The organism is Streptococcus oralis, assembly GCF_016127915.1.
In the GTDB taxonomy this organism is placed as follows: Bacteria; Bacillota; Bacilli; order Lactobacillales; family Streptococcaceae; genus Streptococcus; species Streptococcus oralis_BO.
Window position 1 is genome coordinate 830,246 of record NZ_CP066059.1, and the last position, 13,821, is coordinate 844,066.

Here is a 13,821-nt window from a genome sequence, read left to right on the forward strand (position 1 = left end):
GTTACTAGTCTTGCGGATTCCTATTCAATTACTACTTAGTTTATCAGATTTTTACCATTCTTGCAAGGCCTATCTCACTTCTGCTTGCCTTTAAATCGCCATTGGAAGCGAAGCTTGTCATAGAAAGGAAATTCGATAAACAAGACTCCCAAGCCCACACAGAAACTGGCAAGAACATCTGATGGGTAGTGAACTCCCAGATAGACCCGAGATAGAAGCACACTGACTAGGTAGACCCCAAGGACGATTTGCACAATTTTTCTCCAAACCGGATCTTTAATCCGTTGACTGAGAATGACAATCAAAGTCCCTACCATCAGAGTCACTGCCAGAGAATGGCCACTTGGAAAAGAAAATCCCTTCTCCTCTACCAAGTGTAAAATAGCTGGCCGTGGGCGCTGGTAGATATTTTTAAAGGTCACGATTAAAAGACCAGCTAAGGCTAGATTACCCGCCATGAAGTAGCTTTCTATCTTCCACTGCTTACGATAAAAGATAAAGGCTGCGATGGCAACCCAGGTGATGATTACTGGGATATCAATCAAATGCGTAAGGGCACGGAACAGAACTGTCAAATAATCTGGCAAGTCCCCACGAAGGGCAGTCTGAAGCGGTTGATCAAAACCGACCAGCGTTTCGGGATAGAACTTAACCATATAGCCAAGAAGGACGAAAAGTAAAAGGGCAAAACTGCCCTTCATTAAAAATGTTTGTTTATCTCTCATAATGTTTTAAGGTTGGTTTCAAGAGGACGTATAACAACCAGAATGAAACGGCAAAGATTACACCCTCAATCAAGTTAAAAGGTAAAACCATAGTCATTAGGTAGTTGGAAAGTCCTAAAATTTTTCCAATATCAAAGTTGGCAAACTTCGCGTACAAAGGAACAGCATAGACATAGTTGAGAACCAACATGGCAGCAGTCAACCCAATAGTTCCCGCCAGAGATGCCAGTAGGAAACGAAGGGTGCTGCGTTCCTTTTTCCAAATCAAACCAAAAGCGATAACAAAAACTCCCAAGGCTACGATATTCATTGGCAAACCAATGTAGGTGTTCACTCCTTGGCTATTCAGAAGCAACTTCAAGAGTGAGCGCATCAAGAGAATTCCTAGAGCAGCTGGCAAATCCATCACCACCAAGCCCACAAGGACTGGCAAGATACTAAACTCGATCTTGAGGAAGGTTGCCACTGGCAAGAGCGGAAAGTCAAAGTACATCAGCACAAATGAAATGGCTGATAAAATCGCAATGGTCGAAATTCGACGTGTATTTGTCATAACAGGTTCCTCCAATTTTCTATAAAATCAGAAGAAGTTGGAAAGGATCCCTCTATCTATTCTCACTTTTTATATCCCAAAAGTTCCCTCTCACTCTTTTGAGCAAGCGGTTGCAATTCATCAATAAACTCATCAGAACAGACAAAGCCATTCTTTCGTCTTCTCCCATCCAGACTATACTGTCGGTTGTGGAATCGCACCACATCAGCTTGCGCTCGCGGACTTCTTTAACTAAGATATTTTGGATTAATCTAGGCGTCGCAGTCGAAGATAATACTTGAATATATCGAGACAAGACAACGAAGAGTAAGCCAAAATAGCTAGTTAAAGTCACCGCCGGTCGGGAATCTCACCCAGCCCTGAAGACCCCTTTATCATAACAAAAAACGCTTGCAAGTGCAAGCATTTTGTTTATTTCAATTTATCTGCTTCATAGGTGTGAACAAGCTCAAGACCTGCAAAATTTTGCTGACGGAGCGCTTCGTAGACAATCATGCAGACAGTATTCGAAACATTGAGGCTACGAACATGTTCATCATTCATAGGAATACGGAGAGCCTTTTCGGGATGCTCCCGCATAAAGTCCTCAGGCAAGCCCTTGTCTTCACGTCCAAAGAGAAAATAATGGTCTTCGTCCGTCGATAAATCTGCCTCAGAATAGACCTTTTCCGCAAATTTCGAAATCAGATAGAGTTTTCCCTTCATCTGAGACATGAAATCTTCCAAACTGTCATAAAAATAAATCTCAAGCTTATCCCAGTAATCCAAACCAGCTCGCTTCATCTTCCGGTCATCAATCGGAAATCCCATCGGTTTAATGATATGGAGGGGAGAATTGGTCGCAGCGCAAGTACGCGCAATGTTACCTGTGTTTTGTGGAATCTGAGGTTCAAATAATACAATGTGATTTGTCATGACGGGTTTCCTTTTATCATTGCAAAAAAATAGCCACACTGCCCGGAGTCAAGCTCAGCAAACAGCGTGGTTAAGGCATCGTTAACTTACCTCACAACAGGTTTGAAGTAAATCAGCGAAACTACTTTCTTAGTATAACACTTTCAGAATCATTGTCAATAGAAATGACTTGATTTTTTTACTTTTTTGATGATATTTTCATGTTTGGTCATTCCCTTTCTGAAAAGGTATGGTAAAAGAGCCAAATCACTTCAAATCGGAGGCATTGTCATAGAAGTTAAACAAATGTAGCTTCAAAAACTTGAAAAAGGTCTTTCTTCCCTTAAAAATCGCCTTAGCAAGTGCATTTTTTGCTAAAAAAGGGTATGATAGTTACATCATGAAAAAGTAGGTTTTTTATATGAAAATTGTCCTTGTTGGTGGAGGGAAAGTTGGTTTCGCCCTCTGTCGTTCACTGGTTGCAGAAAACCATGACGTTGTCCTCATCGAGCAAGATGAGGCTGTCCTCAATCACATTGTCAGTCGCTATGATATCATAGGTCTCCTTGGAAATGGGGCTGACTTTGCCATCTTGGAGCAAGCTGGTGTTCAAGAGTGCGATATCTTTATCGCCCTAACCGAATACGATGAAGTGAATATGATTTCAGCGGTACTTGCTAAAAAAATGGGCGCTAAAGAAACCATCGTTCGGGTGCGAAATCCTGAATACTCTAATGCCTATTTTAAAGAGAAAAATATTCTTGGATTCTCACTTATCGTTAATCCAGAACTCCTGGCAGCGCGTGCGATCTCAAATATCATTGATTTCCCTAATGCCCTCTCTGTCGAACGATTTGCTGGAGGTCGGGTCAGTCTCATGGAGTTTGTTGTCAAGGATTCTAGCGGTCTTTGTCAAATGCCAATCTCAGACTTCCGTAAAAAATTTGGGAATATTATCGTCTGTGCTATGGAGAGAGATCATCAACTGATGATTCCAAGTGGTGATGTTATTATTCAAGATAAGGATAGGATTTTTGTTACGGGAAATCGTGTAGATATGATGCTTTTCCATAACTATTTTAAATCTCGTACAGTGAAAAGCTTGCTTATCGTTGGGGCTGGAAAGATCGCTTATTATCTACTAGGGATTTTAAAAGACAGTCGCATTGATACCAAGGTCATCGAGATCAATCCTGAAAGAGCTCGTTTCTTCAGTGAAAAGTTCCCCAATCTCTATATTGTCCAAGGAGATGGAACTGCAAAAGACATTTTGCTTGAAGAAAGTGCTCCCCACTATGATGCAGTCGCAACCTTGACTGGGGTTGATGAGGAAAATATCATCACTTCTATGTTCCTTGACCGAGTTGGTGTCCATAAGAATATCACCAAGGTCAACCGAACAAGCCTTTTAGAGATTATCCACGCGCCTGATTTTTCGAGTATCATCACACCAAAAAGCATCGCAGTAGATACCATTATGCACTTTATCCGTGGTCGAGTAAACGCTCAGTATTCAGACCTTCAAGCTATGCACCATCTAGCAAACGGTCAAATTGAAACCCTCCAATTCCAAATCAAGGAAGCTAATAAAATGACTGCCAAACCTCTATCACAGTTGAAATTGAAAAAAGGGGTTCTCATCGCAGCCATTATCCGAAAAGGAAAAACAATCTTCCCTACTGGAGAGGATATGCTTGAGGTTGGAGACAAGTTACTCGTGACGACCTTATTGCCAAATATCACCAAAATTTATGATTTGATTGAGAGGTAAAAAATGAATAAAAGTATGATTCGTTACCTCCTCTCAAAACTTCTCTTGATTGAGGCTGTTCTTCTCCTAGTTCCTGTTAGTGTAGCGATCTATTACCAAGAATCCAGTCAAGTATTTATCGCTCTCTTTTCTACGATTGGAATTTTAGTCCTTCTCGGTGGTCTAGGCGTTTTACGGAAACCGAAAAATCAACGGATTTATGCCAAGGAAGGGGTCTTAATTGTTGCCCTCTGTTGGATTCTATGGTCTTTCTTTGGCGGCCTCCCCTTTGTATTTTCAGGACAAATCCCAAGCGTCATCGATGCCTTCTTTGAAATCAGTTCTGGATTTACAACTACAGGAGCAACTATTCTGAACGATGTTTCCGTTCTCACTCGTTCCCTCCTCTTCTGGCGAAGTTTCACCCACTTAATCGGAGGGATGGGGGTACTCGTCTTTGCACTTGCCATTATGGACAATGCCAAGAATAGTCACTTGGAGGTGATGAAGGCTGAGGTCCCTGGACCTGTCTTTGGCAAGGTCGTATCCAAGCTAAAAAACACTGCCCAGATTCTCTATCTGCTTTATCTGGCTCTCTTCTCCCTTTTTGTGGTTATCTACTATCTAGCAGGCATGCCTCTCTATGATAGTTTTGTCATCGCTATGGGAACAGCAGGAACTGGGGGCTTTACCGTCTATAACGACGGAATTGCCCACTACGGTAGCTCACTCATCACCTATCTAGTTAGTATCGGCGTTCTGGTTTTTGGGGTTAACTTCAATCTCTACTACTACCTCATGCTCCGTCGGGTTAAGGCTTTCTTTGGAGATGAAGAACTACGAGCATATATCATCATTGTTCTAGTTTCTACCGGCTTGATTACGCTTAATACGCTCCACCTCTATCAAGGGGTCTCTAAAAGCGTTGAAATGGCCTTCTTCCAGGTTTCCAATATCATCACGACAACAGGTTTTGGTTACGGAGATATTACCAACTGGCCCCTCTTCTCCCAATTTATCCTCCTCTTCCTCATGGGAATCGGTGGATCAGCAGGCTCAACTGCAGGTGGTCTTAAGGTGATCAGAGGACTTATCCTCTCTAAAATCGCAAAAAATCAGATTTTGTCCACCTTATCTCCTCACCGTGTTTTGACTCTACACGTCAATAAAACTGTGATTGATAAGGATACCCAGCACAAGATTCTTAAATATTTTGCTATCTATATGATGATTATTCTCTCTCTCATCTTTATCGTCAGTCTTGATAGCAATGATTTTCTAGTCGTAACCAGTGCTGTCTTCAGCTGTTTTAACAATATCGGACCTATTCTAGGTACAACCTCGAGTTTTGCCATCTTTAGTCCCATCTCTAAAATCCTCCTCTCCTTTGCAATGATCGCAGGTCGCTTAGAGATTTACCCAATTTTGCTACTCTTTATGAAACGCACCTGGTCTAAACGCTAATGATAATACAATTCCCCTTTTACAAGCTAGTAGAAGGGGAGTTTTTCTATTAAAAATGAGAAGACCTTTCGGTCCTCTCTTAGTCTGTTTATTTTTTAAGAGCTTCTTTGTATCGAGCAACTTCCGCTTGGTTAGCCCAAACATAGTGACCTGGACGAATTTCTACCATAGATGGCTTGTCTGTCTCATAGTCATGTTGGTCAGGATCGTAAACTTTTAAGACCTTCTTGCGTTCCAAGATTGGATCTGGAATCGGTACAGCAGATAGAAGTGCTTGAGTGTATGGGTGGACAGGATTATTAAACAACTCCTCTGTCTCCGCCACTTCGACGATAACTCCCTTATAGATAACCGCGATACGATCTGAGATAAAGCGAACAACCGACAAGTCATGCGCGATAAAGAGATAAGTCAAGCCCAACTCTTTTTGGAACTTCTTGAGCAAGTTCAAGACCTGCGCACGCACTGATACGTCCAAGGCAGAGATTGGCTCATCCGCAATAACGAAATCAGGTTCCATCACAAGGGCACGGGCAATCCCGATACGCTGACGTTGACCACCAGAAAACTCGTGTGGATAACGGGTCAAGTGTTCTTTCAAAAGTCCAACTTCATGAATCATCTTTTGAACTTTTTCTTTTCGATCTTCTTCATCTTTAAACAAATGGTAGTTGTAAAGACCTTCAGAGATGATATAGTCAACTGTTGCACGCTCATTCAAGCTAGCTGCAGGGTCCTGGAAAATCATCTGGATACGACGGATCAAGTCCGATGATTCCTTATGAGATTTTTTCCCATTGATCTTATGACCATCAAAGATGATCTCACCTTTACTAGTATTATTTAGACCAATAATGGCACGACCAATGGTTGTTTTCCCACTACCAGACTCACCTACAAGTGAGAAGGTTTCTCCCTTGTTGATAAAGAAGTTGGCGTTTTTAACCGCGACAAACTTCTTACTTCCTTCACCGAAGGAAATTTCTAAATCTTTAATTTCTACTAATTTTTCAGACATTTCCTTCCTCCTAGTCTTCTAGATGAGCAAAGCCCATTTTATCACGAATCTTGTCATGCAAATCTGCAATGACCCCAGGTTTTTCAACTTTAGGAGCATTCTCATGAAGCAACCAAGTCTTAGCCCAGTGGGTATCAGTGACTGAAAACTTAGGTGCCTTCTCTTCAAAATCAATTTGCATCGCATAATCTGAACGAAGGGCAAAGGCATCACCTTTCAACTCAGTATAAAGAGACGGTGGTGTTCCTGGGATAGAGTACAATTCCCCTTTATCATCAGCAAGCTGTGGCAAGCTAGACAAGAGACTCCAAGTATATGGATGACGTGGATCATAGAAGACTTCCTCAACAGTACCGTATTCTACAATTTCACCAGCATACATAACCGCTACCTTATCGGCGATACTTGCTACCACACCAAGGTCATGGGTGATAAAGATAATAGTAAAGTGGTACTCATTTTGCAAGGTTTTAAGCAAATCAATGATTTGCGCTTGAATGGTTACGTCAAGGGCCGTTGTTGGCTCGTCACAGATCAAGATATCTGGACGACAGGCAAGGGCAATCGCAATAACGATACGTTGGCGCATCCCTCCAGAATATTGGAAAGGATACTCTTCAAAACGTTTTTCAGCATCTGGGATTCCGACCTTGTTCATATAGTCGATTGCCATCTCTTTGGCTTCCTTAGCTGTTTTCCCTTGGTGTTTAACGATAACTTCAGTGATTTGGCTACCGATTGTATTGATTGGGTCCAAACTTGTCATGGGGTCTTGGAAGATGGTCGCAATTTTAGCACCACGAATCTTCTCCCATTCCTTGTTAGAAGTAAGGGCGGTCAAGTCTTGTCCACGATAGTCGATGCTTCCTTGGGCAATACGTCCATTGTCTTCTAACATTCCTGTAAAGGTTTTTGTCAAAACAGATTTACCAGAACCAGACTCACCTACCAAGGCAAGAACTTCTCCTTCAATCAGGTCCAGAGAAACTCCTCGGATAGCCGTCAGAACTTTGTCACGAACGTCAAATTCCACGACAATATCACGAGCAGTCAAAATTACATTACTTTCTTTTGTCATGTCTACTCCTATCTATGTGTACGTGGATCACTAGCATCCGCTAGGTTTTGACCAACAACGAAAAGAGATAGGGATACCAAGATCAAGGTTGTCAATGGAATCCAGAACAAGTAAGCGTTGGTCGTAACGTTTTGTGAGTAATCTGAGATCAAACGTCCCAAACTTGGCACTGTTACAGGCAATCCCAATCCAAAGAAGGAAAGGAAGGCTTCATAAGAGATGAAGCTTGGCAACATCAAGGTCATTGTAGAAACAATAACAGATACCAATTGCGGCATGATGTTTTTAACAATGATTTTAAAGGTTGGTGTTCCAAGTGTTTGAGAAGCAAGGTTGTATTCCAAGTCACGGTAACGCATGATTTGGATACGAATCATATAAGCAATCCCAATCCAAGTTGTCACACTCATGGCAAAAATCAGATTCCAGAAACCAGCACCGATTGAGTAAGTCAAGACAATGACAATCAAGAGAGATGGAATGTTTGAAATAATGTTATAAACTTCCATCATGACGCGGTCAACGGATTTTGAAATCCCCCAAATTCCACCAACAATAACCCCGATCACAAGGTTGATAAAAGTGGCAATTACAGAGATAAGAATTGAATTACGCGCACCAAACCAAACCCCATCAAACAAGGATTTACCATTGCTATCTGTACCAAACCAATGTTCAGCATTGGGTTTGATAAAACGAGCAGAGAAGTCATTAACCTTACTTACATCGTTGAAGTCAAAATCTGAGAACATTGGGTAAATAAAGCTCATCAAGATAATGGCAACCAAAATTCCTAACATAAAGACGGTTGATTTTTTCTTTAGAAATTGTCTAAATACAGAACCCCAGTATGAATAGGCAGGAGCATCAATTGTTTCAGAGGCAAAATCGTCACGTTTTACGAACTGAAATTTTTCTTTATCGATTGTTGACATTATTTGCCTCCTTTCTCTGTCAATTTAATACGTGGGTCAAGCATGGTCATCCAGATATCTCCTACAAAGAGTGAGAAGATAGAAATACATGTAAAGATAAAGACGAGACCAACTACCATTGAGTTGTTTGATGCCTTAACAGAGTCAATCAACATTTTACCCATACCTGGGAAAGCAAAGACCGTTTCTGTCAATGTTGCACCACCAATAACTCCGATTACGGCACCAGGAATACCTGAAACCAAAGGAACCATGGCATTTTTGAAGATGTGTTTATTTGAAATTTCTTTTTCAGACAAACCTTTGGCACGAGCAAAACGAACAAAGTCCTGGGATTGCAAGTCGATCATGTAACGACGAATCCAGATAGCTGTACTTGGCGCACCCAACAAACCTAGAATAACTGCTGGCAAGACATAAGAACGCCAATCTCCTGCACCCAAGATAGGGAATGAGTCAGGCAGACCAATTGATGAGCCAATCAAACGCACGATGTAAACCAAGGCAATCGTTGGAAGAGCAAGCAAGAAGGTTAGAGCACCTGTCGAGAAGCTATCAATCCAAGTATTCTTGTGGCGAGCCATAGCAGATCCAAGAGGAATAGCAATCGCATACGAAATAATCAAACCAATCAAACCAGCAACCGCTGAGCTTGCAATCATTGATGGATATTGATAATTGCTTTCTGTAGCTGTATATGGATCGTCCTTACCATAGTTGGCTACTTCACGCGCATCTGCTTGACTTGGAGATTTGTAAGTACGAGAGTAAATATCTACAGATGAAGTCTTTTTACCTGTAGGGAATTGAACTTCTGATGTCTTAGTTTGTCCCTGACCTTGTGTGATAACCTGAAGCACTGGTGTATTTGCATAAGTTGGGTAAGAATCTCCCAAGTTAATGTTCACAAAGTTTTGGTGTACAAATGGGAATTGATTGTTGAAATACAAAAGGTATTTATGTTTTGTACCTGAACCAACCAATGACCAACCGATAGCAGGGTCATTTTCAAAACGAAGATAACGTTGCAAGTTTGGATTTTCAGGGTCTTGAATCTTGTTTGGATGATCAATATCAATCAAGTTCGCATAGAATTTGAAAACACGTTCAAAAATCGGAATTTCACGCGTTGCATAGAATTGACCACTTTCTGAGAACACACCGAGCGTCCAACCATTTCCTAGTTGGTTGATGTATTTTTCGTAGATTGCCTTATTGGTATCATTGGCATCCACTGTTACAGATGAGTCCATTGTGCTCGCTCTTTCTTGCAACTCCTTGGTATCGTAGTACTCGATATAGCCCATCCGTTCATAAACGGTATTTTCATAATTATCCCGCTTGTCCGGCGTCGTTGCAATCTTGTTATAGTTGGTATCCTGCTTGAAAATCAATTTTCGAGGAACCATCGTATAGATAATTGTGTAGGTCAAAGTTGTCACCAAGAAAATAGACAACAATGAACGCAATACACGCATAAAAATATATTTCTTCATATCGTTTCCTTTTAAAATCCCAAAAGAACCTTCTCCTCATGGAGAGAAAGTTCTCTTGAGAGTTATTTATTTAACGTGATTAGCCAATTCTTTTTGAACTTTTTCGTTTGATTCTTTTTTCTCTTTGAGCCATTTTTCACGAGCTTGTTCATAGTCAGCTTTTGTTACAACCTTGTCTTGTAACTGAATATACTTGAAGTATACGTCTGAGCCCTTATCTCCAGATTGGCTGTATGATGCTGTGAATGGTACAACACGAGAAATGATTGGTGCAGCACCACTTGATGACATAGCTGGCAAGATGAGGGAGCTGTCTGTCAACCAAGCTTGAGCAGCCGCATATTTTTCATAACGAACATTCAAGTCGTTGGTTTCTTTTGCAGCTTCATCAACTAACTTATCGTATTCTTTCAAACCAACTTGAGCCGCTGCAGCATTATCTGCACCTTCATAACCCATGTATGTTTTTGTTTGTTCAGCATTCGTTGTTTTCAAGATATCAAGGTAAGTTGATGGATCTTCATAGTCTGGGTTCCATCCAACTGCTCCTGAAAGGTCCCAATCTTCTGCTGCTGCGCTAGCTGCGTAGTAAGTGATATTGTTCAACTCATCTTTAGAAATTTGTTGGATATCAATAACTACATTATCTTCACCAAGTACTGTTTCAACGGATTGTTTGAAGGATTGGATACGTGCGATATAGTTCTTAGCAGTTTGGTCTACTGGGATATCCAAGTGAATAGGGAATTTCACACCTTCTGCTTCCAATGCAGTTTTAGCTTTCGCAAATTCGGCTTTGGCTTTATCGGCGTTGAAGAGTCCATCTTGACCATCCGCAAAGTTTACATTCTTCCACTCATCACCGTAAGCTGCCATCTTTTCAGTTACCAAGTCACCGAAAGTTTTTTCACCTGCAGAGACAAAGTCTGGTTTCACAAAGAGGTTACGAACTGCAAGAGGAGCACCTTCTTTACCATTAATTTGTGCTGAGTAAGAAGTACGGTCAAAGGCAAAGTTCAAAGCCTGACGGAAGTCCTTGTTAAGAAGGGCTTTCTTAGTAGAAGTCTTCTCTTCATTAGTTGTCTTAGAAGTGTATTTGTAACCTTGACGGTCAATATTCACACCCAAACCACCAATACCAGGCCCTGATGGAGTGTAGTAGATATTGTCTTTGTATGTTTCTTCTACCTTAGAGTAGTTTGAACTTGTGGGGAAGAGGCGGGCATAACTATAAGCCCCACTTGTAAAGTTACGTTCAATTGATTCTTGGTCTGACCCATCATAGAAAGCAAGGGTTACTTTATCAATGTGAACATTATCTTTGTCCCAGTAGTTTTCATTCTTAGCGAACTCAATAGAAGACTTAGCAGTCAAACCTTTCAGTAAGAACGGACCATTGTAAAGCAATGATGTAGGGTCAGTTGCTTTGGCAAAGTCAGCCCCTTTTGATTTTTCAAAATCTTCGTTCAATGGCCAAAAGATTGCGTAGGCCATCTTAGAGTTCCAGTATGGTTCTGGCTGGTTCAAAGTATACTCAAGAGTATAATCATCAACTGCCTTTACACCTACTGAAGAAAAATCTTTATTGTTTCCAGCTGTATAGTCAGCTAGACCTTTTACTGAATCTTCTGCTAGATAAAGTGCTTCAGACTTGTTATCAGCCGCGTGTTTCAAGCCATTTACAAAGTCTTTGGCTTTTACTTCAGCATACTCTTCGCCATCTGATGTCATCCATTTAACACCTTTACGAATCTTGTAGGTATAAGTCAAACCATCTTTTGAAACGGACCAGTCTTCTGCAACTGCAGGAACTAGGTTCCCATACTTGTCGTTTGTGAAAAGACCGTCGATACCATTTGAAGTGGCAACCTTAGTACTTTGTTTCCCTGAAATGAGGTAATCCAACGTTTCTGGGTCAGCTGAATAAACATAGCCATAATTTTTTGGTGCTGTTGAATCAGATGATTTTGAAGAACCGCAAGCAGCTAGTACTCCTGCTGCTAATAAAGCAACTCCTGCTGCAACAAATACTCTACTTTTTTTCATGTTTTTAACTCCTCTTGAAAAATTTAGGCTTATTGGAAATTATAACATATATCTTTTAAAAAGTAAACGAATTTTCAGAATATTTAGGCGCATTTCCTCAAAAAACTTCTATTTGTCAAAATTTCTGCATTCTTTATTTGCATCTGCAAGAAATACTTTCTAGTCCGACCCTCTTTAGAACGGGATTTTTACAAGCTTTTTCTCACTTCTTCGATCATCATCTGTTTTCCTAAATTGGATTTTAGAATAAGAAACTATTGACGGGAAATGATTTTCAAGGTATAATAATAAACGTTGAGGCGGTATAGCCAAGTGGTAAGGCACGGCTCTGCAAAAGCTTGATCGTCGGTTCAAATCCGTCTACCGCCTTTCAATACCTGAATGAACAGGAATTAACCAAATGAAAAGCCCAAAAAATCGGGCTTTTTTATTTTTTCTTCAGATAAATACGGGTAACTTAGAAAAACTTTTGGGGCGAATTTGGGGAAATATAAAGCAGTGACTCAAGTCACTGCTTTATTCTGTTTCTTCTTCAGGTTCTAGTTCTGTGATTTGAACTTTTACCTTGGTAACACGTCCATTTTTCACCTTATCATTGGTCAGGACGATTTGCTTGTTTTGACTGATCAGTTCATAACTGATTTTTTCAGTTGTTGGAATCGTACCAACACCCGTCAAATAGTAACCAGCGATGGTATCCACATCATCGCTTTCTAGTTCGACACCAAAGTAGTCATTGAAGTCGTTAAGATTCATGGTTCCCTGTGCAATATAGGTGTCCTCACCGATTTGATGGACTTCGATTTCTGCCCTATCTGTCTCATCATCGATCTCACCGACAATTTCTTCTAAGAGGTCTTCCAGAGTTACCAAACCAGCCATACCACCGTATTCGTCTAGTAAGATGGCCATTTGTCTTTGGGTATTTCGCAATTCTTTTAGCAAGTCATCCACAAAAATAGTTTCAGGAACAAAGAGTGGATCTTGTAAGATCTTCTTCCAGACAATGTTTTCAAAGCCATCTGCATAGGCAGCGTTTAGCAAACGCTTGGTATGAATCAAACCAATCACATTGTCCTTATCGCCATCGTAAACAGGGATACGTGAGAAATTTTGCTTTAGAATACTTTGGATAATCGTTTGACTGTCATCCTGAATATCTACCATAAAGGCATCTGTACGAGGCACCATTAGCTCACGAGCCATCAGTTCATCTAGAGAAAAGATTCCCTGTAACATTTCAATCTCATCTGCATCCAGTGTTTCTTCACTATTGGTGAGCATGTACTCTATTTCATCACGTGTCATCTTTTCGTCAGCATCATCAAAGGTCATTGGCGTCACACGGCTCAATAGATTAGTTGAAGCTGACAGAAGCCAAACAAAGGGGCTGACAATTTTCCCCAAGCCAATAATGACTGGTGCTGTTCGGATAGCCAAGGTATCTTTCAGATTTAGAGCAATTCTCTTGGGATAGAGTTCCCCAAAAACAATAGAAATATAGGTCAAAAACGCTAAAGATAGAAAACTTGCAATAGCGTAAGCTGTTTCACTATTTCCCATCCAAGATGCGATTTCGCGTCCCAGCGTTTCTGCTAAACTGGCCCCTGACAAGATGGTAATTAACGTAATACCAACTTGAATCGTTGATAAAAAGTGGTTAGGATTTTCAAGTACCTTTAACAAACGAATGTAACGCTTGTCTCCCTCTTCTGCCTTTTGCTCTACTCGGGAGCGGTTTAGTGACACCATCGCCATTTCAGTGGCTGAGAAAAAAGCATTTAACAAGGTCAAGATAAATAACAATACAAACTGTAGCAACAAATTCTGACTGCTCGGGTCTTCCATAGTCCTTCTCCTAA

The 13,821-nt window shown here is 40.8% G+C and carries 11 protein-coding genes, 1 tRNA gene and 1 riboswitch; of the genes, 3 read left to right on the plus strand and 9 right to left on the minus strand.

The features are described from left to right. Positions 1–74: 74 nt before the first annotated feature. The 3 genes from I6H78_RS03915 to I6H78_RS03925 form a co-directional block, all read right to left on the minus strand. Positions 75–725, minus strand: coding sequence for a phosphatase PAP2 family protein (locus I6H78_RS03915; protein WP_049519741.1), 651 nt, complete (start codon positions 723–725; stop codon positions 75–77). Next, positions 715–1,278 carry an ECF transporter S component gene (locus tag I6H78_RS03920; protein ID WP_198460145.1) on the minus strand — a complete coding sequence of 188 codons (564 nt, stop codon included), beginning with the start codon at positions 1,276–1,278 and terminating at the stop codon, positions 715–717. Before I6H78_RS03920 ends, I6H78_RS03915 begins: the two co-directional genes overlap by 11 nt. A gap of 153 nt (positions 1,279–1,431) precedes the next feature. After that, a riboswitch (FMN riboswitch) is annotated at positions 1,432–1,649 on the minus strand. 40 nt (positions 1,650–1,689) lie between these two features. Next, the gene (locus I6H78_RS03925) at positions 1,690–2,193 is read right to left on the minus strand and encodes a tRNA (cytidine(34)-2'-O)-methyltransferase (protein WP_033629317.1); all 504 of its coding nucleotides are present in this window, start codon (positions 2,191–2,193) and stop codon (positions 1,690–1,692) included. A gap of 400 nt (positions 2,194–2,593) precedes the next feature. On the opposite strand from I6H78_RS03925, the gene trkA reads away from it, so the two are divergent. Next, complete coding sequence (trkA, locus tag I6H78_RS03930) at positions 2,594–3,943, plus strand: Trk system potassium transporter TrkA (RefSeq protein WP_198460146.1); 1,350 nt, start codon at positions 2,594–2,596, stop codon at positions 3,941–3,943. A 3-nt stretch (positions 3,944–3,946) separates the two neighbouring features. Beyond that, on the plus strand, positions 3,947–5,386 hold the full coding sequence (locus tag I6H78_RS03935; RefSeq protein ID WP_125422924.1) for a TrkH family potassium uptake protein: 1,440 nt from the start codon (positions 3,947–3,949) through the stop codon (positions 5,384–5,386). 88 nt (positions 5,387–5,474) lie between these two features. Here I6H78_RS03935 and I6H78_RS03940 read toward each other — a convergent pair whose 3' ends face one another. From I6H78_RS03940 to I6H78_RS03960, 5 genes are all read right to left on the minus strand, one after another. Next, positions 5,475–6,404: an ATP-binding cassette domain-containing protein gene (locus I6H78_RS03940; RefSeq protein WP_001291311.1), complete on the minus strand. Its 930-nt coding sequence runs from the start codon at positions 6,402–6,404 to the stop codon at positions 5,475–5,477. Between the two features lie 10 nt (positions 6,405–6,414). Then, positions 6,415–7,482, minus strand: a complete 1,068-nt coding sequence (locus I6H78_RS03945; RefSeq protein WP_061852929.1) for an ABC transporter ATP-binding protein — start codon at positions 7,480–7,482, stop codon at positions 6,415–6,417. A gap of 8 nt (positions 7,483–7,490) precedes the next feature. Further along, the gene (oppC, locus tag I6H78_RS03950; protein ID WP_000103692.1) at positions 7,491–8,417 is read right to left on the minus strand and encodes an oligopeptide ABC transporter permease OppC; all 927 of its coding nucleotides are present in this window, start codon (positions 8,415–8,417) and stop codon (positions 7,491–7,493) included. After that, positions 8,417–9,913, minus strand: coding sequence for an ABC transporter permease (locus tag I6H78_RS03955; protein WP_000759891.1), 1,497 nt, complete (start codon positions 9,911–9,913; stop codon positions 8,417–8,419). Before I6H78_RS03955 ends, oppC begins: the two co-directional genes overlap by 1 nt. A 66-nt stretch (positions 9,914–9,979) precedes the next feature. Next, positions 9,980–11,959, minus strand: coding sequence for a peptide ABC transporter substrate-binding protein (locus I6H78_RS03960; RefSeq protein ID WP_198460147.1), 1,980 nt, complete (start codon positions 11,957–11,959; stop codon positions 9,980–9,982). Positions 11,960–12,257: 298 nt separating this feature from the next. On the opposite strand from I6H78_RS03960, the gene I6H78_RS03965 reads away from it, so the two are divergent. Then, positions 12,258–12,328, plus strand: a tRNA-Cys gene (locus I6H78_RS03965). Positions 12,329–12,475: 147 nt separating this feature from the next. Here I6H78_RS03965 and I6H78_RS03970 read toward each other — a convergent pair. Then, positions 12,476–13,807: a hemolysin family protein gene (locus I6H78_RS03970; RefSeq protein ID WP_198460148.1), complete on the minus strand. Its 1,332-nt coding sequence runs from the start codon at positions 13,805–13,807 to the stop codon at positions 12,476–12,478. Between the last annotated feature and the right edge of the window lie 14 nt (positions 13,808–13,821).